Source organism: Paenibacillus pasadenensis (genome assembly GCF_002864175.1).
Taxonomy (GTDB): domain Bacteria; phylum Bacillota; class Bacilli; order Paenibacillales; family Paenibacillaceae; genus Paenibacillus_O; species Paenibacillus_O pasadenensis.
On the sequence record NZ_NFEZ01000004.1, the window covers coordinates 1,311,187 to 1,330,579 of the forward strand.

At 67.8% G+C, this 19,393-nt stretch carries 17 protein-coding genes; 14 read left to right on the forward strand and 3 right to left on the reverse strand.

All coding sequences use genetic code 11. The features are described 5' to 3' along the window. The first annotated feature begins 67 nt into the window (after positions 1 to 67). The 7 genes from B8V81_RS15295 to B8V81_RS15325 all read left to right on the forward strand — a co-directional run bounded on the left by B8V81_RS15295 (position 68) and on the right by B8V81_RS15325 (position 7,663). Entirely contained in the window at positions 68 to 985 is a 918-nt protein-coding gene (locus B8V81_RS15295) for a Gfo/Idh/MocA family protein (protein ID WP_028597888.1), read from the forward strand. After that, on the forward strand, positions 982 to 1,392 hold the full coding sequence (locus tag B8V81_RS15300) for a DUF6917 domain-containing protein (RefSeq protein ID WP_028597889.1): 411 nt from the start codon (positions 982 to 984) through the stop codon (positions 1,390 to 1,392). The genes B8V81_RS15295 and B8V81_RS15300 overlap by 4 nt, the downstream gene beginning before the upstream one ends. Before the next feature lie 16 nt (positions 1,393 to 1,408). Further along, on the forward strand, positions 1,409 to 2,755 hold the full coding sequence (locus tag B8V81_RS15305; protein ID WP_101808666.1) for a nucleotide sugar dehydrogenase: 1,347 nt from the start codon (positions 1,409 to 1,411) through the stop codon (positions 2,753 to 2,755). 33 nt (positions 2,756 to 2,788) lie between these two features. Next, a complete protein-coding gene (locus B8V81_RS15310; RefSeq protein WP_101808667.1) occupies positions 2,789 to 3,460 on the forward strand; it encodes a B3/B4 domain-containing protein in 672 nt (223 codons plus the stop codon). After that, on the forward strand, positions 3,457 to 4,797 hold the full coding sequence (locus tag B8V81_RS15315) for an MFS transporter (RefSeq protein WP_101808668.1): 1,341 nt from the start codon (positions 3,457 to 3,459) through the stop codon (positions 4,795 to 4,797). The genes B8V81_RS15310 and B8V81_RS15315 overlap by 4 nt, the downstream gene beginning before the upstream one ends. A 68-nt stretch (positions 4,798 to 4,865) precedes the next feature. Further along, positions 4,866 to 6,125 carry an ATP-grasp domain-containing protein gene (locus B8V81_RS15320; protein ID WP_101808669.1) on the forward strand — a complete coding sequence of 420 codons (1,260 nt, stop codon included), beginning with the start codon at positions 4,866 to 4,868 and terminating at the stop codon, positions 6,123 to 6,125. Positions 6,126 to 6,130: 5 nt separating this feature from the next. Further along, positions 6,131 to 7,663: an ATP-grasp domain-containing protein gene (locus B8V81_RS15325; RefSeq protein WP_052333023.1), complete on the forward strand. Its 1,533-nt coding sequence runs from the start codon at positions 6,131 to 6,133 to the stop codon at positions 7,661 to 7,663. Positions 7,664 to 7,914: 251 nt separating this feature from the next. Here the strand turns inward: B8V81_RS15325 and B8V81_RS15330 are convergent, their stop codons facing one another. Next, a complete protein-coding gene (locus tag B8V81_RS15330; RefSeq protein ID WP_043111009.1) occupies positions 7,915 to 8,259 on the reverse strand; it encodes a c-type cytochrome in 345 nt (114 codons plus the stop codon). A 115-nt stretch (positions 8,260 to 8,374) separates the two neighbouring features. Here B8V81_RS15330 and B8V81_RS15335 point away from each other — a divergent pair, with 115 nt between their 5' ends. The 7 genes from B8V81_RS15335 to B8V81_RS15365 all read left to right on the forward strand — a co-directional run bounded on the left by B8V81_RS15335 (position 8,375) and on the right by B8V81_RS15365 (position 16,814). Beyond that, positions 8,375 to 9,343: a helix-turn-helix transcriptional regulator gene (locus B8V81_RS15335; RefSeq protein ID WP_052333025.1), complete on the forward strand. Its 969-nt coding sequence runs from the start codon at positions 8,375 to 8,377 to the stop codon at positions 9,341 to 9,343. 12 nt (positions 9,344 to 9,355) lie between these two features. Further along, positions 9,356 to 10,714 carry an A/G-specific adenine glycosylase gene (mutY, locus tag B8V81_RS15340; RefSeq protein ID WP_028597891.1) on the forward strand — a complete coding sequence of 453 codons (1,359 nt, stop codon included), beginning with the start codon at positions 9,356 to 9,358 and terminating at the stop codon, positions 10,712 to 10,714. Further along, positions 10,711 to 11,355 (forward strand): bifunctional 4-hydroxy-2-oxoglutarate aldolase/2-dehydro-3-deoxy-phosphogluconate aldolase, encoded by a 645-nt coding sequence (locus B8V81_RS15345; protein WP_028597892.1) that lies wholly within the window; start codon positions 10,711 to 10,713, stop codon positions 11,353 to 11,355. Before mutY ends, B8V81_RS15345 begins: the two co-directional genes overlap by 4 nt. 57 nt (positions 11,356 to 11,412) lie before the next feature. After that, positions 11,413 to 11,982 carry a glycerol-3-phosphate responsive antiterminator gene (locus B8V81_RS15350; RefSeq protein WP_028597893.1) on the forward strand — a complete coding sequence of 190 codons (570 nt, stop codon included), beginning with the start codon at positions 11,413 to 11,415 and terminating at the stop codon, positions 11,980 to 11,982. A gap of 15 nt (positions 11,983 to 11,997) precedes the next feature. Beyond that, positions 11,998 to 13,494, forward strand: coding sequence for a glycerol kinase GlpK (gene glpK / locus B8V81_RS15355; protein WP_028597894.1), 1,497 nt, complete (start codon positions 11,998 to 12,000; stop codon positions 13,492 to 13,494). 194 nt (positions 13,495 to 13,688) lie between these two features. Next, a complete protein-coding gene (locus B8V81_RS15360) occupies positions 13,689 to 15,509 on the forward strand; it encodes a glycerol-3-phosphate dehydrogenase/oxidase (protein WP_084136748.1) in 1,821 nt (606 codons plus the stop codon). A 138-nt stretch (positions 15,510 to 15,647) separates the two neighbouring features. Then, positions 15,648 to 16,814, forward strand: a complete 1,167-nt coding sequence (locus B8V81_RS15365) for a Gfo/Idh/MocA family protein (RefSeq protein WP_101808670.1) — start codon at positions 15,648 to 15,650, stop codon at positions 16,812 to 16,814. A gap of 208 nt (positions 16,815 to 17,022) precedes the next feature. Here B8V81_RS15365 and B8V81_RS15370 read toward each other — a convergent pair whose 3' ends face one another. Then, on the reverse strand, positions 17,023 to 17,892 hold the full coding sequence (locus B8V81_RS15370) for an AraC family transcriptional regulator (protein WP_052333026.1): 870 nt from the start codon (positions 17,890 to 17,892) through the stop codon (positions 17,023 to 17,025). A gap of 93 nt (positions 17,893 to 17,985) precedes the next feature. Further along, the gene (locus B8V81_RS15375) at positions 17,986 to 18,972 is read right to left on the reverse strand and encodes a glycoside hydrolase family 5 protein (RefSeq protein ID WP_028597898.1); all 987 of its coding nucleotides are present in this window, start codon (positions 18,970 to 18,972) and stop codon (positions 17,986 to 17,988) included. Positions 18,973 to 19,393 lie beyond the last annotated feature (421 nt).

Here is a 19,393-nt window from a genome sequence, read left to right on the forward strand (position 1 = left end):
GGCCTGCATGGCCGGCGGACGGCGATTACGAATCTAACGGCTCGGCAGAAGAAGGAGGCGATCGGCAATGGCAAGGAAAGTCGGTTTGATCGGAATGGGCGTCATCTCGAAATTTTATGTGCATGCGATGCGGAATGAGGCCGGACTGCCGCAGCTGGCGGCTGTCTGCGACCTCAACCTCGAGCGCATCGCGGCCTTTCAGGAAGAAGGCCTGCATGCCTATCGGGATTACCGCGAGCTGCTGCGCCAGCAAAATCTCGACGCGGTCATCGTGAACGTCCCGAACGACAAGCATTACGAAATCTGCCGCGAGGCGATGCTGGCGGGCAAGCATGTATGCTGCGAGAAGCCGATGGCGCTGACGCTGCAGGAGGCCGGGGAGCTCGCCGCCTGGTCGCGCAGCACGGGCAAGACGTTGTTCACCGCGTTTCACCGCCGCTACAACGTGCATTTCCAGCAGGCGCTGGAGCGCATCTCCACGCGCGACGAGATCGCCTCGGTCGAGGCGCGCTACCTGGAAAAGATCGAGGAGCATGCCGGGGAGGACCGCTGGTACCTCGATCCGGCGCGCTGCGGCGGCGGCTGCATCGCCGACAACGGCCCGAACGTGTACGACACGCTCGCCTTTTTCCTCGGCCGGCTGGATGTCGTCTCGGCGGATATTTCCTGGACCGGCCAGGCCGACACGGAGGCGCGCGTGGAGCTCGTGTCGGAGACGGGCGTGCCGGTGTCGGTGCATCTGGACTGGGCGTACCCGCACGGCGAGAAGAAGGAAGTGCTCATCCGGCTGAAGGACGGCACGGAGCTGAACGTCGACATGCTGGCGGGCTTCGAGGCGTTCAAGTCGTCGCTGTACCACGAATACGCGGAGATTCTGCGCGACTTCGACGCCAAGATTGAGGCGGGCGGCTGCCACGGCGAGGACGGGCTGGACGCGGTGCGGCTCGTGCGCGACACGTACTTGGCGGAGACGGTCCGCTCGTGAGGCTCGCCGACAAGCGGATCGTGCGCGGCCGCATGGTGAAGCTGCTGCATCACAAGCGCATGGACCGCGGCATGCGGCTGATGGAGGAGCGCGCCCGCTGCATCCGGCAGGGCGACATCCATGAGCTGGTCACGACGACGCAGGCTTCGGCCGCGGCCGGCGACGCGATCGACCGCGTCGGCTTCCTCGGCTTTGCCGAATTCGAGGCCGGCGGCGTCATTCAGCGCGGCGACCGCCTCGTCGCGGGCGGACGGCTGCTCGGCGAGGTGCTCGGCTTCGACGATTGCCATTTTCCGAACCACTACAACATCCTGATCGCGGCCGACGAGCTGCTGGCGTCCGGCGATGTCTTGCTGGAGGTCGAGCAGGCGATACGATTCGAGCCGGGAGAAGAGATCGGCGATTGAAGGAGGAGAACCCCATATGGAGCTGCTTTCGAAGCTGGAGAGCCGGCAGGCGCGGATCGGAGTCGTCGGCATGGGATATGTCGGACTGCCGCTGGCGCTTGAGTTCGCCGGGGCGGGCTTCGCGGTGACGGGCATCGACCTGTCGGAGGACAAGGTCGCCCGCCTGAGGAGGGGAGAGTGCTACATTCCCGACGTTCAGGAAAAAATGACGGCCGCGGCGCTGGCCCGCTTCGAGGCGACGACGGATTTTGCCGCGATCGCCGGCCTCGACGCGGTCTGCATCTGCGTGCCGACGCCGCTGACGCGCAATCAGGAGCCCGATCTGAGCTGCATCGCCTCGGCGGTCGAGCAGCTCGGCGCCTATCTGAAGCCGGGAGCGCTCGTCGTGCTGGAGAGCACGACGTATCCCGGCACGACGGACGAGCTTGTCGCCGCGGCGCTCGCGCCGGACGGGCGGCAGGCGGGACGGGACTTTTTCCTGTGCTACTCGCCCGAGCGGGTCGATCCCGGCAACAAGACCTTCCGCATCCGCAATACGCCCAAGGTGGTCGGCGGCAGCACGCCGCGCTGCCTGGAGCTCGGCGTCAAGCTGTACGAGACGATCGTCGAGCGCGTCGTGCCGGTCAGCTCGACGCGCGCGGCCGAGATGTCCAAGCTGCTGGAGAATACGTTCCGCAGCGTCAACATCGCGTTCATCAACGAAATCGCCCAGCTGTGCGACCGCATCGAGGTCAACGTCTGGGAGGTCATCCAGGCGGCGGCGACCAAGCCGTTCGGCTTCATGCCGTTCTACCCCGGCCCGGGCATCGGCGGCCACTGCATCCCGCTCGATCCGATGTACCTGTCGTGGAAGGCCAAGGGCGAGAATTTCTTCAGCCGGTTCATCGAGCTGTCGCAGGACCTCAACCGCAACATGCCGCGCTACGTCGTGCAGAAGACCGCCGATCTGCTGAACCGCTCGGGCAAGAGCGTCAAGAACTCCCGCATCCTGCTGCTCGGCATGGCCTACAAGCCGGATGTCGGCGACTGGCGCGAATCGCCGAGCCTGGAGATCTACGATCTGCTGCATGAAAAAGGAGCGCGCCTCGCCGTCCATGATCCGCACTGCGCCGGCGTGCGCACGGAGAAGGGGCATCGGCCGGAGCAGGCGGCGGAGCTCGATCCGCATCGTCTCGCCTCCTACGACTGCATCCTGCTGCTGACCGCGCATTCGGCGTTCGATCTCGGCGAGATCGTCCGCTCCGGCGTGCCCGTGCTCGATACGCGCAACGCCTTTGCCGGCTACGACGCCGCCTCCATCGTGAGGATCGGCGACGCCATGCCGGGACCGGACGGCAGCGGGCGCGAGCTCGCGATCGTCTGACTTCACGCATCTACCGCAAAGGGGGAGATCCTCATGTTCACAGCCATCCATATCGCGCAAGCGGTCCGGCGCGAGCTGGGCGAGGTCGAGGTGTACGGGCGGGAGCTCGGCCTGGACGAAAGGGCGGCCTCCGCGCCGCCCGACACCGCCGCCTGGTACGAGATTCATGAACGCTGGCGCGGCCGCAGCAAGGCGGAGGTCGCGGACGACCCGCGCATCCGCGCGTACAGCGAATTTTATCGCCGCATCGGGCTCGATCCGAAAAAAACGCCGCCGTCGGTGCAGAACCTGCTGCAGCGGTTCTTCATCCAGGACGAGCTGGCGCGGCTGCCGCTGATCCATCCGGCCGTCGACGCGGTCAACCTCGCCGCCCTCGAGCATCGGATTCCGCTCGGCGCGTTCGACTCCGCCGCCGTCGCCGGCAGCCTGCGGCTCGACTTCACGCAAGGCGGCGAGCCGTTCCAAGGGCTCGGCGAGCCGGAGGCGGCCGAGCTTCCCGCCGGCGTGCTCGTGCTGGCCGACGAGGAGAAGGTGCTCTCGCGCTTCTGCTACCGCGACGGCGAGGCGCAAAAGGTGACGGCGCAGACGCGCTCCGTCTGGCTGCTCGGCTGCCAGGTGCCCGGCATCTCGCGCGCCGAAACGGAAGCCGCGCTCGCCGCCGCCGCCGCCCGGCTGGAGCGTGCCGGCGTCCGGACGGCCGGATGAGCGGACGTTTCGGCTCGCCTCTCGCCCGCGCCGGCGGCTTGATCCGGCGCTATGACGCGGCGCTCTGGATCCGCATCTGCGGCAACGCCGTCACGGCGACGACGACGTTTCTGATCCGTCCGTTCCTGGCGCTCTACCTGTACGAGCAGTCGGGCGGCTCGCTGCTGCTCGCGATGCTCGTCATCGGCCTCCAGCCGTTCGCCTCGATGGCGACGAGCTTCCTCGCCGGCGGAGTGAGCGACCGGCTCGGCCGCCGCCCGGTCATGCTCGGCGCGCTGCTGCTGCAGGCGGCGTGCATGGGCGCGTACGCGTTCGCCGAGCAGGTGTGGGCGTTCGCGGCCATCACCGCCGTCATGGGCGTCGGCTCGGCGCTGTTCAACCCGGCGGCCAACGCGATGGTCGCCGATGTCGTTCCGTCGGAGCGGCAGCGGGAGGTGTTCGCGCTGCTGCACACCGCCTCCAACGTCGGCGCCGCCTTCGGCCCGGCGGCCGGCCTCCTGCTGCTGCGCGCCGGGGAGAACGTCGTGTTCGCGGCCGGCGCGCTCCTGCTGCTCGCGTATCTTTTTCTCGTGCTGTCCAAAGTGCCGGAGACGCGGCCGGGCACGCCCCGGCGGCCTGCCGGCGCCCGGGGAGCGGATGCCGAGGAGCCGGGAACTGCCGGCGGCGCTGCCGCCGAAGCGAGCCGGCCGGCCGCGCCGGATGCCGCTGCGCCGGATGCCGCCGCGCGCCGCCGCGCGCTGCTTGGCCTGACGTCGCTGGCGATGCCGATCGGCCTCATCTTCGCGCTCGTCATCTCGATCCTGCCGTTCCACTTCGGCGAGTCGTTCGCCCGTCCCGAGGACGTGCTCGCCTCGCTGATGACGTTCAACGGCATCCTCGTCATCGCGCTGCAGCTATGGATCATCGCCCGCACGAAGCGCCTGTCCGCCTCGCTCGCGGCGGCCGTCTCCTACGGCATGTTCGCCGCCGTGTCGGTCGGCTACGCGTTCTCGACCGTGCTGCTGCTGCTGTTCGTCGTCGAGCTCGTCTTCTCCGTGGCGGAGATGCTGATCGGGCCGCATCTGCAAAACACGGTCGCCGAGCTCGCGCCGGAGCAGGAGCGCGGCTGGTACTTCGCGATTTTCGGCCTGCACATGCATGTCCCGCTGGCGCTCGGCCCCGCGCTGGGCGGCCTGCTCTACGCCGCGACGGACGGAGCCGTGCTGTTCTCGGCGCTCGGCGCGCTGTTCGTCGCCTGCGGCATCCTGCAGTCGCTGCTCATCCGCCGCATCCGGCGCGGCTTTTTCAGCGCCGCCCGGCCTGCCGCCGGACCCGCCGCCCAAGGCGCCTCTGCCTGAAGCGGAGGCGGCTTTCCGTTTGACCGATCGAGCAGAACATCCCCCAAGAGGGCACAAGGAGGACCATTATGACCCCATCCCGGAAAATCGCCGTCATCCATCGCTTCGGCGACGTCGTGCTCGGCGGCTTCGTCGACTACTCCCGCGTCATCGACCACTCCCGCGACCAGGTCGCCTACTTCGTCAACGCGCGGGGGCGCAAGGACATCGCCGCCGTGGAGCCGCTGGCGGCGGAAGTGCATGAGCTGGCCGAGCTGGAAGCCTACGAGCCGCTGCGGGCCGCATTGTCGGACGCGTCCGCGCGCCTGGGCGGCTTCGACCTGCTGATCGCGCTGTCGGAGTTCGATCTGAGCCATGCGGCGCGGCTGCGCTCCGAGCTCGCCATTCCCGGCGTCGGACTGGACCGCATCTCCCTGTATCGGGACAAGATCGTCATGAAGGAGCGGCTGCGGCGGGACGGCATCCGCGTGCCGCGCTTCCTCGACGGAGCGGACGAGGAAGCGGCGCTCGCATTCGCCCGCGAGACCGGGTATCCGCTCATCGTCAAGCCGCGCCGCGGCGCGGCGAGCCAGGGCGTGAGGCGCGCCGAGGACGAGCGGCAGCTGCGCGAGGCGCTGCGCGCCGTGCATGAGGCAGGCATGGCCGGAGACTGCCAGGTGGAGGAGTTCGTCGCCGGCCCGATCTTCCATATCGACGGATTGGTCAAAGACGGCGAGCTGGCGTTCTATGCGCCGTCCCAGTATGTCGGGGGCTGCCTCGGCTTCGCCGAGGGACGGCCGAACGGCTCGTTCATCGTCACCGACCGGCAGGAGCTGCGGGACCGTCTGCAGCGCTTCACGGAGGAGACGCTGCGCTCGCTCGAGCTGACGGACGGCTGCTTCCATCTGGAGGTGATCGACCGGGACGGCCGCGAGGCGGTGTTCCTGGAGATCGGCGCGCGCATGGGCGGGGCGGAGACGCCGTTCCTGACCGTCGATCTGTACGGCGTCAACCTGTGCGAGGAGTGGATCCGCATCGAGCTCGGCACGTTCGAGCCGCTGCAGGCTCCCCAGGAGGGCGTGCACGGCGGGCTGATCCAGTTCCCCGAGCCTCCCGGCACGCCGGCTGAGGTCGTCTCGGTCTCCTCGCTGCTCGGCGTCGTGCCGGAAATCTATGACGAGTGGACGCCGCAGCCGGGCGAGATTCTCGACGGCAAAGGCTCCTACTACCATATCAGCGGCCGCTACCGCTTGCGCGGCGAGAGCGAGGCGGCGGTCGAGAAGGCGATCCTCAGAGCGATGGGGCTGTTCCGCATCGAGGCGCGTCCGCTGGCGCCCGTGGAGGGCTAGGCGGCATGGAGAGGACGAGGAAGAAGCTGCTCGTCGTCGCCGATCTCGGCGGCTCGCCGCCGGATCTGCGGACGCTCGCGGAGCTGGCGGACGTCTACGTGTACGTCCCGCGCCCGAGCGCCGTCACGGCCCGCTACATGGAGGACGTCGGGCGCTATGCGCATGGCGTGCTCAAGGAGCCGACCGCCTGCCCTCCCGGCGGCTACGAGCATCCGGCCAGCGTCACGTTCACCGGAGCGCGCCCGTATACGCTGACGGAGGAGCAGCTGGCGGACCGGATCGCCGAGGCTGCCGCCGGGTTCGGCGCGGACGGCATCCTGTTCGGCGGCGCAGAAAACATCGTGCTGTCCGTGGCCAAGGCGGCGGAGCAGCTCGGCCTCCGCTCCGCCGGCGTGCAGGGCGCCGTGAAGGCGCGCGGCAAGCTGGAGATGCGGCAGGCGTTCCGCGCAGGCGGAGCGCCCGGTCCCGACTTCCGCCCGATCTACGGCGCGGACGACCTGGCCGCGGCGGCGCGCGAGCTCGGCTATCCGCTCGTGCTCAAGCCGACCTACCTCGCCTGCTCGATCGGCGTCACGCTGCTGGACGGCAGCCGCGATCCGGCGGAGGTGTTCCGAGAGGTGCAGGCGAGCCTCGGCAGCTCGGAGGAGGATCGGCTGCTGTACGGCGGCGAGTGCCTGTTCCTGGCCGAGTCGTACATGGCAGGCTGCGCCGAGGACTGGTACGGCGAGCTGGCGCCGCTGTACGGCGACTACGTCTCCGTCGAGGGCATGATGGTGGACGGCGTCTACCATCCGGCGGCGATTACGGACAAGGCGCCGCAGCACGGCGAGTTCACGGAGACGGCGCATCTCGTGCCGTCCGCGCTCGACGCCGAGGCGCAGAGGGTCATCGTGGAGGCGTGCCGGGTCGCCAACGAGGCGCTCGGGCTGCGCACCTGCCCGACCCACACGGAGGTCAAGCTGCTGAAAGGACGCCGCGTCGGCATCATCGAGACGGCCGCCCGCTTCGGCGGCTGGAACATCGTGCCGCAGCTGCGCGACGTGTACGGCATCGACATGACGCGCGCCTGGGCGCTTGCCGTGCTGTACGGCTCGGCGGAAGGCCTGCCGTCGACGGCGCTGCGGGAAGCGGATGCCGCCCGCTGCAACATGCGCCTCTATCTGGAGGACGACGCGCGCACGCAGGTCGGCGGCGCGTACGTCTACGCCGGCTACGAGCGGGAGGGGCTGCTGCCGGACGGCGTCCGGCTCGCGGCGGAGCAGGAGCTGCCCGTCGGCAGCGTCGTGCGGCGCATCCCCGGGCAGAACGCGATGAGCTTCGTCTCGACGCTGCAGCTCGAAGCGGACCGGCCGCAGGAGCTCGCGGCCGCCGTGCGCCGCATCCGCTCCGCCGTGAGGCTGCGGCTGGCTGCTGTCGACGAGGCGGCCGGACTGGCCGCGCCGGAAGAGCCGGCCGACGCAAGGCCGGGGATGGCGGAGGCAGAGGCTGCCGGGCCGGAGCGCGACGGCCAGCCTCTGCAGGAGTCGTTTTCGTTTTAAGCCGCGTCTGCATTTGCATTTTGCGTCATCCATATATCCGCATAGAGTCGTCAGCTGCTCGCAGCTGACTTCCGTGGTCCTGACACTTTGCCGTCGGCATGAAAGCGTCAAGAGCCGGAGCTTGCTGCTCAAACGAGACGAAGCCGGAATGAACCGGCTTCGTCTCGTTTGCTTTTTGGGAAGGGAAGCGATTTCGCGAGTCCTGCCGCTGATAAAGGCGGATCGAGGGAGAGGCGGTTTCGTTCAAGGCCTTACTCGCTCTTGCCGAGGCCGGACAGCCAGCTTGACAGCGCGGCGATCTCTTCGGCCGTCAGCCGCTCGCCGAAGGCAGGCATCCGCGCACCGCCCTGCTCGATCTGACGCAGGATCTCCGGCTCGGACAGACGGGCTCCGACGTCGTGGAGATCGGTTTCCGGCCCCATGCGTCCTTTCAGATCGGTTCCGTGGCATCTGATGCAGCTCTGCTTGTAGAGGGCGACCGCCTGTTCCGGGCCGTCGATGGCGATCGCGCCCGGCTTTGCGGCGCTTCCGCAGCCCGCGAGCAGGACGAGGATCAGCGCGGCCGAGGCGAGGGTGGAGGCTGATTTCATGGACATGTTGTCTCCTTTCATCGTTTAGAATGATTTCAATTTTAGAGTATTTTTCGTATAATACCCGAAACGGGATGTTTGCATGGTCCCATTCCAACCTAACGGACAGGGAGCTGAGCGGATGGATCGGAATGAATCGGTTATCATCAGGCACCGACTGAGGCAGCTGCACGCCACGTTCTCGATGGCTGCGGCCAGCGAGCTGCAGCCGGGAAAGCAAGGGGAGCGGCTGATCCACGAGCAGCATTGCCTCATCCTGCCGATTACGGGACGCTGCGAGATCGTGCTTGACGGCAAAAGCGAGCATGTCGCCGAAGCGGGGGGCTTGTACTATTTTCACGAAGGCGTGCAGACGAGCTGCTTCGTGACGGAGGGAGAGCCGTTCCGCTTTTACTGGATGGCGTTCCACCTCGATGCGGGCAGCACGGAATTCATCCGCCTGATGAAGCTGCCGCTCCGCGCGCGGGTCGACGATCCGGAGCGGGTCAGGACGTTGTTTCGGCAGCTGATCGACAGCCGCATCCGCAGAACGCTGTCCGACGAGCTGAAGGCGCGGGCGGTCGTGATGGAGCTGGTCGCCTTTTTCCTGGAGGAGGGCCTGCGCTCCGGAAAGCTGCTGTCCGAGCATCCCGAGCTGCAGCTGCTGTCGGGGGTGCTGAGCTATATCGACGACCATCTGATGGATGCGCTGACGGTCGAGGAGCTGGCGAAGCTCGCCTATCTTCATCCCAACTACTTTATCACTTATTTCCGCAGCCTGACAGGGCTGACGCCGATTCAATACGTCAACCAGCGGAAGATCGAATACGCGAGGGAGCTGCTCGACAGCGGCGAGCTTCCGGTGCAGGAGGCGGCGCGCGCGATCGGCCTCAACAACCCTTATTTCTCACGCCTGTTCAAGCAGCAGATCGGCCTCTCGCCGAGGCGCTACCGCCAGCTGATGGCCGAGCGCAGAGAGCATATGGCGCTGCAGGAAAAGCTGCATTCGCCGCTGCCGGAAGTCTCGCCCTGGCTGGAGGAATTCGCCTGGCTGGACGAGCCCGAGGCGAAACCGGCGGCCAACGCGCGTCCGATCGTGAGCTTAGCCTAGAAGGAGAACGACATGAACCTGACAACCAAGACGGATACGCCGGAAACGTACTTCAGCCGCGAGCTGCTCGCCTGGTACCGGGCGAGCAAGCGGACGCTGCCCTGGAGGCGCGATCGCGACGCCTACCGGATCTGGGTATCCGAAATCATGCTGCAGCAGACGCGGGTCGATACCGTCATCCCTTATTACGAGCGCTTCATGGCCCGCTTTCCGACGCTGCAGGCGCTGGCGGAGGCGCCGGAAGCCGATGTGCTCAAGCACTGGGAGGGCCTCGGCTATTATTCGCGCGCCCGCAACCTGCAGGCCGGAGCGCGCGAGGTCGCGGAGCGTTACGGCGGACGGGTGCCGGACGACAAGGCGGCCGTGTCGGCGCTCAAAGGGGTCGGCCCGTACACGGCCGGCGCCATCATGAGCATCGCGTTCAATCGCCCGGAGCCGGCCGTCGACGGCAACGTGATGCGCGTCCTTTCGCGCTATTTCAACCGCGACGAGGACATCGCCAAGCCGTCGACCCGTATCGGCATGGAAAAGCTCGCCGCCTCGCTCATCCCGGATGGAGCGGCGGGCGACTTCAATCAGGCGCTCATGGAGCTTGGAGCGCTCGTCTGCACGCCGCGCACGCCGGGCTGCCTGACCTGCCCGGTCATGGCGCTCTGCGCGGGCCGGATCGCCGGGCGCGAGACGGAGCTGCCCGTCAAGGCCAAGGCGAAGCCGCCCAAGCCGCAGCTGCGCGTCGCCGCCGTCATCGAGGGCGTCGGAGAGCATGCCGGCAAGGTGCTCGTCCGGCAGCGGCCGGACAGCGGGCTGCTCGCCAGCCTGTGGGAGCTGCCGCATGTGCTGCTGGACGAGCCTGCGGCCAAGCCGCGCGGCCGCGCGGCGAAGCTGGCCGCCGCGGCGCAGCCGACGGTGGAGCGGCAGGCCGCGGATGCGGCCGAGCTGCTGCGCCGGCTGGAGGAGGAGACCGGGCTGCGCGCGGTCGCCCGCCGCTGGCTCGGGTCGGAGGAGCATACGTTCAGCCATCTGCACTGGATGATGCGCATCTACGCGGCGGAGCTGGACCTCGGCGCGGACTCCGCGCGCGAGGCGGCCGCACGCCTGAGGCTGCCGGCCGCGCGCGGCGGAGCGAGCGGAAGCCGAGTCCATGGCGGCGGCACGGAGGCTGCGCCGGCCCAAGGCGGTCCGGCGGGCGCGGAGCGGGCCGCCGAGGCGGCGGCGCTCTACGGGGCCGCTGCCGCCTCGTCTCCGGCGCTGCCGGAGGGCTACGCCTGGATCGGCAGGGAACGGATGCGGGAGCTCGCGTTCCCGAACCTGTTCGCCAAGATCCTTTACGACTACTGGGACGCGATCGGAGAAGAGGAGGAACAAGCATGAGCTTGCTGTTGGATGCGCTGACCCGGGAGAAGATCGTCGCGATCTTCCGCGGCATCGGACGGGAGGAGGCCGACGGAGCGGCCCGCGCGCTGGCGGCCGGCGGCATCCGCCTGATGGAGGTGACGCTCAATACGGACGGAGCGCTGCCGATTCTCGCGCGATGGCGGGAGCAGCTGGACGGGCAGGCGCATGTCGGAGCGGGGACCGTGCTGGACGAGCGGATGGCGCGCGAGGCGGTCGCGGCCGGCGCCGAGTTCCTCATCTCGCCGAACCTCGACGAGGCGGTCGTCGAGTACGGCGCGAGCCGTGGCGTCTCGGTCTGGCCGGGCGTCATGACGCCGACGGAGATCGTCCGCGCCTGGAAGGCGGGAGCCGAGGCGGTGAAGATCTTCCCGATGGCCTCGCTCGGACATCGCTACCTGCAGGAGCTGAAGGCGCCGCTGAACCATATTCCGATGCTGGCGACCGGCGGCGTCGACCTGGACAACATCGGCGATTATTTGCGGGCGGGGGCTGCTGCCGTCGGACTCGGCAGCAAGCTCGTCCAGCTCGAGCTCGCCCGCCAAGGGCGGTTCGAGGAGATGGAGCGGCGAGCCGCGGCGTTCGTCGCGGCCGTCCGCGCGGCCGAGGCGGGCGGTTGACACGGTTTCCGACAGCCCGCTACAATCGTGCAGAAGGCGAAGGAAGGAGAGGCGGACATGACATTCCCATCCCAGCCCGTGCTGCCGGCCGCACGGAGCATGAAGCAGCTGGAGCGGCTGCTTCGCTCGTCCTATACGCATCTCATCCTGCTCGACAGCCACATCAGCCGGCTGAGGCCCGCCGCTGAGCTCGCCGCCGCGCACGGCAAAAAGCTGTTCATCCATGCGGACCTGATCGAGGGGCTCAAAAACGACGAGGCGGCGGCCGAGTTCCTCTGCCAGACGATCCGACCCGCCGGGCTGCTGTCGACGCGGGCGAGCGTCATCGCCAAGACGAAGCAGAACGGCTTGCTGGCGATCCAGAGGATCTTCCTGCTGGACAGCGGGGCTTTGGAAAAAAGCTATGCGCTGCTGGCCCGCTCGCAGCCGGACTGCATCGAGGTGCTGCCGGGCATCCTGCCCGGCCTCATCGCCGAGGTGCGCGAGCGGACCGGACTGCCGGTGCTGGCCGGAGGGCTCGTCCGCACCGCGGACGAGGTCGAGGCGGCGCTGGCGGCCGGAGCGTCGGCGGTGACGACGTCGCGCGAGCCGCTCTGGAAGCATTTCGAGCCTACATCCAACCCTTAGGAGGCGATCCCCTTCATGAGCGATAGTTACATCCTGTCCATCGACCAGGGCACGACGAGCAGCCGCGCGGTCATCATCGGCCGCGGCGGCGAGTTCGTCGCGTCCGCGCAGGAGGAGGTCCGCCAGCATTATCCACAGCCGGGCTGGGTCGAGCATGACGCCAGCGAGATCTGGGTGTCGGTGCTCGGCGTCATCGCCGCGGCGCTGTCCAAGGCGCAGCTGCGTCCGGATCAGATCGCCGCGATCGGCATCACCAACCAGCGCGAGACGGCGGTCGTCTGGGATCGGAAGACCGGCTATCCGATCCACCGCGCGATCGTCTGGCAGTCGCGCCAGACGGCGGATATTTGCCAGGAGCTGCGCGAGGCGGGGCATGAAGATACGTTCCGCGGCAAGACCGGCCTGCTGCTCGATCCGTACTTTTCCGGCACGAAGATCAAGTGGATCCTCGATCATGTCGAGGGGGCGCGCGAGCGGGCGGAGCGCGGCGAGCTGCTGTTCGGCACGATCGACGCCTGGCTCGTCTGGAAGCTGACCGGCGGCGCGGTGCACGCGACCGATTATACGAACGCCTCGCGCACGCTGCTGTTCAACATCCACGAGCTTCGCTGGGACCCCGAGCTGCTCGGCATCCTCGGCGTGCCGGAGGCGATGCTGCCGGAGGCGCGGCCGTCCTCGGGCAGCTTCGGCGAGACGAACGAGGCGCATTTCTTCGGCTGCCGCATCCCGATCCGCGGCGTCGCCGGCGACCAGCAGGCGGCGCTGTTCGGGCAGGCCTGCTTCGAGCCGGGCATGGCCAAAAACACGTACGGCACCGGCTGCTTCATGCTGATGAATACCGGGACCCGGGCGATCGCCTCGGCGCACGGCCTGCTGACGACGATCGCCTGCAGCGCGGACGGCGGCCCGGCGCAGTACGCGCTCGAGGGCAGCGTGTTCGTCGCCGGCTCCGCCGTGCAGTGGCTGCGCGACGGCATGCGCATGCTCAAGGCCGCGAAGGACAGCGAGCTGTATGCGATGCGCGTCGACTCGACCAAGGGCGTCTACGTCGTGCCGGCGTTCGTCGGGCTCGGCACGCCTTACTGGGACAGCGAGGTGCGCGGAGCGGTGTTCGGACTGACGAGCGGCGCCGAAAAGGAGCATTTCGTCCGGGCGGTGCTGGAGTCGCTCGCCTACCAGACCCGCGACGTGCTCGCCGTCATGGAGGAGGACTCCGGCATGAAGCTGAGCTCGCTGCGCGTCGACGGAGGCGTCGTCAAGAACGGCTTCCTGATGCAGTTCCAGAGCGACATCCTCGGCGTGCCGGTCGAGCGGCCGGAGATCAACGAGACGACGGTGCTCGGAGCGGCCTATCTGGCCGGGCTCTCCGCAGGCTACTGGCAGGATCTCGAGGAGCTCAAGGCGATCTGGAGCATGGAGCGGCGCTTCAAGCCCGCGATGGAGCCGGATCGCCGCGAGGAGCTGTACGGCGGCTGGAAAAAAGCGGTCGCCGCCGCAAGGGCTTTTCATTAGCGCCGTCATCTGGTACGCTTATAGCAACAAGTTGATAAGCTCGGCGCTGAGAACGGGAGAACGCCGCAAGGACCGGACCGCCTGCAGGAATGCAGGCCGGCCGCGGTTCCTTGCGGCGTTTTTTCATGCCTTGGTCCGGGGAGCGGGGCTCTCGGGGGCAAAGCGGCGGCGGGCGGGAAAGCGAGGACGGACAGATGGAGAGAAACGGATCGGAAGGGCAAAGGGGAACGGCAAGGGAGCAAGGAACGGCGGCGGGAGGCCGCGCGCCGGCATTCTCCGCGCTGGAGCGGGAGCGGCTGCTGTCGCGGCTGCAGGACGAGACCTGGGACCTGCTCGTCATCGGCGGCGGCATCACGGGGGCCGGCATCGCGCTCGATGCCGCGTCGCGGGGGCTCAAGACGGCGCTCGTGGAGATGCAGGACTTCGCCGCCGGCACGTCGAGCCGCTCGACGAAGCTCGTGCACGGCGGGCTCCGCTATCTCAAGCAGCTGGAGGTGCGGATGGTCGCCGAGGTCGGGCGCGAGCGGGCGATCGTGTACGAGAACGGCCCGCATGTGACCGTGCCGGAGCGCATGCTGCTGCCGATCTACCGGGGCGGCACGTTCGGCCGCTGGTCGACCTCGCTCGGCCTCGCGCTGTACGACCGGCTCGCCGGCGTCAAGCTGCGGGAGCGGCGGCGTATGCTCGGCGCGGAGGCGACGGCGGAGCTGGAGCCGCTGCTGCGGCGGGACGGACTGCTCGGCGGAGGCAGCTATGTCGAGTACCGCACCGACGACGCACGGCTGACGATCGAGGTCGCCAAAAAGGCGGCGGAGCTCGGCGCCTGCGCCGTCAACTACGTCAAGGCCGAGGGGCTGCTGTACGACGGCGGCGTTGACGGCATCGGCGCTGAAGGCAGCGGAGCGCGGTCTGCCGGCGCCGCTGCGTCCAGAAGCGGCTCGGCATCCGCGGGCTCGGCGGCCCGGGGCCGGCTGAGCGGCATCCGCGCGGTCGACCGGCTCGGCGGCGGCGCCTTCGACGTGCGCGCACGCGTCATCGTGAACGCCGCCGGACCTTGGGTGGACGGCATCCGCGAGCTGGACGGCTCGCGGCAGGGCAAGACGCTGCGGCTGACCAAGGGCGTGCATCTCGTCTTCGACGGCGCGCGCTTCCCGCTGCGCCAGGCGGTCTATTTCGACACGCCGGACGGCCGCATGATGTTCGCGATTCCGCGCGACGGCAAGACGTACGTCGGCACGACCGACACGGACTACGAGGGCGATCCGATCCATCCCCGCATGACGGAGGAGGACCGGCGCTACATCGTCGACGCGGCGGCGGCGATGTTCCCGGAGCTGCGGCTGACGGCGGCCGACGTCGAGTCCAGCTGGGCGGGGCTGCGGCCGCTGATCTTCGAGGAAGGCAAAAATCCGTCCGAGATCTCGCGGCGCGACGAGATCTTCCGCTCCGACTCGGGACTGCTCACGATCGCGGGCGGCAAGCTGACCGGCTACCGCAAGATGGCGGAGACGGTGACGGACCTCGTCGTCCGCGAGCTGGAGCGCGCCGGGCGCGGCCCGTTCGGCCGCAGCCGCACGCGCACGCTGCCCGTCTCCGGCGGCGACGTCGGCGGCTCGGCCGGACTGCCGGCCGCGGTGGAGGCGGCCGCGGCGCGCGGCATGTCGCTCGGCCTCGCCGAGGAGGACGCGCGGCGCATCGCCGCCCGCTACGGCAGCAACGCCGCCGCGGTGCTGGCGGAGCTGCCGGACGAGGCGTCCGCGAGCGCAGCCGGGCTGCCGCGCGCGCTGATGGCCGAGCTGCGCTATGCGCTGCGCAGCGAGATGGCGGCGCGGCCGGCGGACTTCCTCGTCCGCCGCACCGGCCTCTCGCTGTTCGACCGGGCGGCGGCGCTCCGCTGGCGCGAGCCGGTACTGCGCTTCATGGCGCGCGAGCTTGGCTGGACGGACGAGCAGCTGCGCGCCGGCGCGGCCGACCTCGACCGGGAGCTGGAGAACGCGATCGAGCCCGGACGCTGACCGCCGCCGCTCCGAGGCGGCGCTCCGCAACAGAGCGTTATTTTTTCCGCAACCGCAGCCGACTGCCGCATGCTCGGCCCCGCTATGCTTGGGAGGAAAGCGATCAAGCGATCCGAACCATCCCAGGAGGGCTGACCTATGTTGAACGTTGCGATCATCGGCGCCGGCGCGATCTCCGCCGCGCATATCGAAGGCTACCTGCGCTTCCCGGAGCGCTGCCGCATCGTCGCGATCTGCGATCTCTATCCCGAGAAGGCGCAAGCCCGAGCCGACCGGTACGGCCTCGACGCAAAAGTCGTCTCCGACTGGCGCGAGCTGGGCGGCATGCAACTCGATCTCGTCTCCGTCTGCACGCCGCCGTACACGCATGCCGAGACTGCGATCCACTTCCTGAGCGCGGGCAGCGACGTCCTGATCGAGAAGCCGATGGCCGCTTCCCTCGAGGAATGCGACCGGATCGCGGACGCGGCGCGGCAAGCGGGACGCCTCGTTTCCGTCGTCGCGCAGAACCGGTTCCGCGATCCGATGATGAAGCTGAAGTCCGTTCTGGACAGCGGCCTCGCCGGCCGGATCCTGCACGCCCAGGCGGATTCCTATTGGTGGCGGGGGCATAGCTATTACGATCTGTGGTGGCGCGGGACATGGGAAAAGGAAGGCGGCGGGCCGACGCTCAACCATGCCGTCCACCATATCGACGCGCTGCTCTGGATGCGCGGCCGCCCGAGCGAGGTGATGGCGTTCATGGGCAACGTCGCCCATGACAATGCCGAGGTCGAGGATCTGTCGATCGCGATGCTCCGCTATCCCGACGGCACGCTCGGCCAGATCGCCAGCTCGGTCGTCCATCACGGGGAGGAGCAGCAGCTCGTGTTCCAGGGAACGAACGCCCGCGTCTCCGCGCCGTGGAAGGCCGTCGCCTCGACCTCTCGCGCGAATGGCTTTCCCGAGCCGAACCGCGAGCTCGAGGAGAAGCTGTGCCGCCATTACGAAAGCCTGCCGAGCCTCGCCCATGAAGGCCATGCGGGCCAGATCGACGACGTGCTGAGCGCGATCGAGGCCGGCGTGCAGCCGCTTGTCGGGGCGGAGGACGGCCGGGCGGCGCTGGAGCTGATTACGGCCATCTACAAGTCGGCCGCTACCGGCGAGGCCGCGCGGCTGCCGCTGCAGCCGGACGATCCGTTCTATACGCGGGAAGGCGTCTTGCGCCATGCGCCTCGTTTTCACAAGAAGAAAAGCTCCGTCGAGAACTTCGCGGACATCGGCATTACGACCGGCAGTCCGCTCGAGCCGAAGAACGGGCCGTAAGGCTGCCTTGCGCCCGCACAGACCGCAGGCCGCAGCCCCCAGGCCGCAGCCCCCAGGCCACAGCCCCCAGCTCTCAGATCGCCAAGCGCCCCCCTCTTCCCGGCAGGCGAGGACAGCATTCCTCCATGCCGCGCAGCAAGCCCGGCCTCCGCTTCATGCGGGGGCCGGGCTTGTTCGTCTTTTTTTGGGCCGGGCAAGGCGGCTGCGGCTAGCGGGAGGCGCGCAAGCGGTACTGATGCGGCGTCGCGCCCATGCGGGACTTGAACAGCTTGCAGAAATAGGAGGCGTTCGTAAACCCGACCTCCTCCGCGACGAGCGCGACCGGCTTGCCCGTCGACGTGAGCAGCTTGACCGCCTGGTGCATTCGCCTCGTCGTCATGTACTCGGTGATGCTGATGCCGACCGCCTCCTTGAACAGATGGGACAGATGATGGGGAGACAGATGAAGGTCGCGGGCCAGTTCCTCGAGCTGGAACCGCTCGGCATAACGCTGCTCGATCCAGTCGAGGACGCGCTCGGCATGGTGCTGGCTGCGGGAAGGCAGCGGAGCGGCCGGAGCGGCTTCTTGCCGCCAGGCCTCCTTCAGGCCGCGGAACAGCTGCACGAGAAAAAGCGAGATTTCCTCGAGCTGCTCGGCTTCCGTCAGGCGGTCGAGCCTTTGCCGCATGTCGCGGAACAGCTCCGCCAATCCCGCTTCCTCGGCTCCATAGAGGCAAGGCGACGGCAGCCGGCTGTTGGACAACGCGCCATAAAACGCATGCAGGGCGGGCCACGGCTCGAAATAAGCCTCGAACAGCGTCGGCTCGAATATCGCGAGCGAGCGCTCGAACCGTCCGCCGTCTCCGTGCTCCAGCTTCAGATGATGGAGCTGGTAGGGCTGGAACACGCACACCATGCCGGGACGGATCGCGTAGCTGACGTTGCCGACGATCAGCGTTCCCCGTCCCTCGTGGACGAGCAGCACCTCCATGCCCCGATGCGAGTGGAACGTCTCCGTATGCGGATAGCCGGAGCTGACGCGGCGATAGGCGAAGTAAAGCGGCGACTCGTTCAAGCCGGTGCCTTCCTCATAGGGCATGAAGCGTCCTCCCTTCGGGCGGCCGCTGCCGATGCGGCCTTGCTCTCCTCATGATAGCGAGCCGTCCGAAGGGAGGCAAGGGCGGGGCCGGCTTCAGTACACGCTTGCCTTCACGCTCGTCTGCTTGATGCCGTTCGCGTTGTTCAAGCCATACACGACCGTATTGCCCCAGTCGGTCAGGCCGCCGCCTGCGCTATGGGCGAGATCGAGGTAGGCGTAGCTCGAGCCGTTGCCGTGCCAGGACCAGGCCGTCCAGCCGACCTTCTTTTGCTGCGCGTAGCTGAGGATGGTCGGCTCGTCCACGTCGCCGTTCGTATGGTACTGGCCGAATTCGCCGATCGTCAGGCACAGCCCCTTGTTCAGCACGTTGTCGATGTTCGTCTTGATCGTCTGCGCGTTGCCGCCGGCATACTCGTACATATGGATGGAGAACATCGTGTTGCGCTGCGGATCGGCGGCGAGCACGCTTTGGCCGTAATCGCGGATGGAATCCGGATACTGGCCCCAGCCCGCGCTGTCGACCATGAGCGTATGGGTCAGTCCGGCGTTCCGCAGCTTGGGGATGGCCGCTTTGTAGCCGTTGGCCCAGCCGCTGCCGTTCCAGGTGCCGTACCACTCGTTGGCGATGTTGAGGATGACGTACTTCTCCTGCCCGATCAGCGCGTTCTTGATCTCGATCCAGTAATTCACCGCCTTGTCCAGCTCGGCGGCGCTGTCGCTGCCGGTCGCGTCATGCACCTCCAGGACGGCGACCATCTTATGCTGCTTGAGCAGCGATAGGATGGCGCTTACATTTTGGGCGGTGTCCTTGGTGTACTGGCTGCCGTTGGAAAGGACGACGCGCACCGTATTGGCGCCGGTCGCGGCGATCGCCGGGATAGCCGTGTTCAAGTCGTTCTTGAACCACGTATGGGCATAGTTCACGCCGCGCATGACGAACGGCTTGCCGTTCGCGTCGTACAGCGTCGTGCCGCTGACGTAAAATCCGGAGGCGGCGTGGGCGGTCCGCTCCAGGCCCGGCATCGCGGCCAGGAGCGTCCAGGCGGTCATCAAGGCGAGCAGCATCTTAAGCGCTTTCATCTTGTTCATCTTCAATTCTCTCCTTTGCTGGGGGGATAGGTAGAGGATACCACGCCCAGAAAAAGATAAAGATGGAATCGGTTTGGATTTCTTGTCTTTGCTTATGGTGTTTGTTTGGCGGCGGTTTGCTTTGCAGGTCAAGGCGTCCCCGCTCCAAAAAAAAGCGGCCCGCGCGAGGCGCGGGCCTAGAGAGAATATATGAATAAGGGGGGTCTGCTTCTACTATAAAGCCGTTAAATGAAGGCTAGCTGAAGGAAAGATTACAAACAGATTACAAGATTGTAAAAAGCTTTCATAGCGAGCCGCCATGCCCGCTGGATGCCGGCAAAAGTCCGTCAGCTGCCGCGGCTTCATGCCGCAGGCGCCGATTGCGGCTCGCCTTTCCGCCCCCTTGCGTCCCGCGAGCGCCTGCTCCTATAAT

Bases quoted from the DNA above. Each gene is read 5' to 3' on its own strand.
- B8V81_RS15345 (WP_028597892.1), top strand. From the start codon at position 10,711: ATGAGCTTGCTGTTGGATGCGCTGACCCGGGAGAAGATCGTCGCGATC.
- B8V81_RS15360 (WP_084136748.1), top strand. From the start codon at position 13,689: ATGGAGAGAAACGGATCGGAAGGGCAAAGGGGAACGGCAAGGGAGCAA.
- B8V81_RS15370 (WP_052333026.1), bottom strand. From the start codon at position 17,892: ATGCCCTATGAGGAAGGCACCGGCTTGAACGAGTCGCCGCTTTACTTC.
- B8V81_RS15375 (WP_028597898.1), bottom strand. From the start codon at position 18,972: ATGAAAGCGCTTAAGATGCTGCTCGCCTTGATGACCGCCTGGACGCTC.
- mutY (WP_028597891.1), top strand. From the start codon at position 9,356: ATGAACCTGACAACCAAGACGGATACGCCGGAAACGTACTTCAGCCGC.
- B8V81_RS15325 (WP_052333023.1), top strand. From the start codon at position 6,131: ATGGAGAGGACGAGGAAGAAGCTGCTCGTCGTCGCCGATCTCGGCGGC.
- B8V81_RS15335 (WP_052333025.1), top strand. From the start codon at position 8,375: ATGGATCGGAATGAATCGGTTATCATCAGGCACCGACTGAGGCAGCTG.
- B8V81_RS15315 (WP_101808668.1), top strand. From the start codon at position 3,457: ATGAGCGGACGTTTCGGCTCGCCTCTCGCCCGCGCCGGCGGCTTGATC.
- B8V81_RS15295 (WP_028597888.1), top strand. From the start codon at position 68: ATGGCAAGGAAAGTCGGTTTGATCGGAATGGGCGTCATCTCGAAATTT.
- B8V81_RS15305 (WP_101808666.1), top strand. From the start codon at position 1,409: ATGGAGCTGCTTTCGAAGCTGGAGAGCCGGCAGGCGCGGATCGGAGTC.
- B8V81_RS15365 (WP_101808670.1), top strand. From the start codon at position 15,648: ATGTTGAACGTTGCGATCATCGGCGCCGGCGCGATCTCCGCCGCGCAT.
- B8V81_RS15310 (WP_101808667.1), top strand. From the start codon at position 2,789: ATGTTCACAGCCATCCATATCGCGCAAGCGGTCCGGCGCGAGCTGGGC.
- B8V81_RS15350 (WP_028597893.1), top strand. From the start codon at position 11,413: ATGACATTCCCATCCCAGCCCGTGCTGCCGGCCGCACGGAGCATGAAG.
- B8V81_RS15330 (WP_043111009.1), bottom strand. From the start codon at position 8,259: ATGTCCATGAAATCAGCCTCCACCCTCGCCTCGGCCGCGCTGATCCTC.
- B8V81_RS15320 (WP_101808669.1), top strand. From the start codon at position 4,866: ATGACCCCATCCCGGAAAATCGCCGTCATCCATCGCTTCGGCGACGTC.
- glpK (WP_028597894.1), top strand. From the start codon at position 11,998: ATGAGCGATAGTTACATCCTGTCCATCGACCAGGGCACGACGAGCAGC.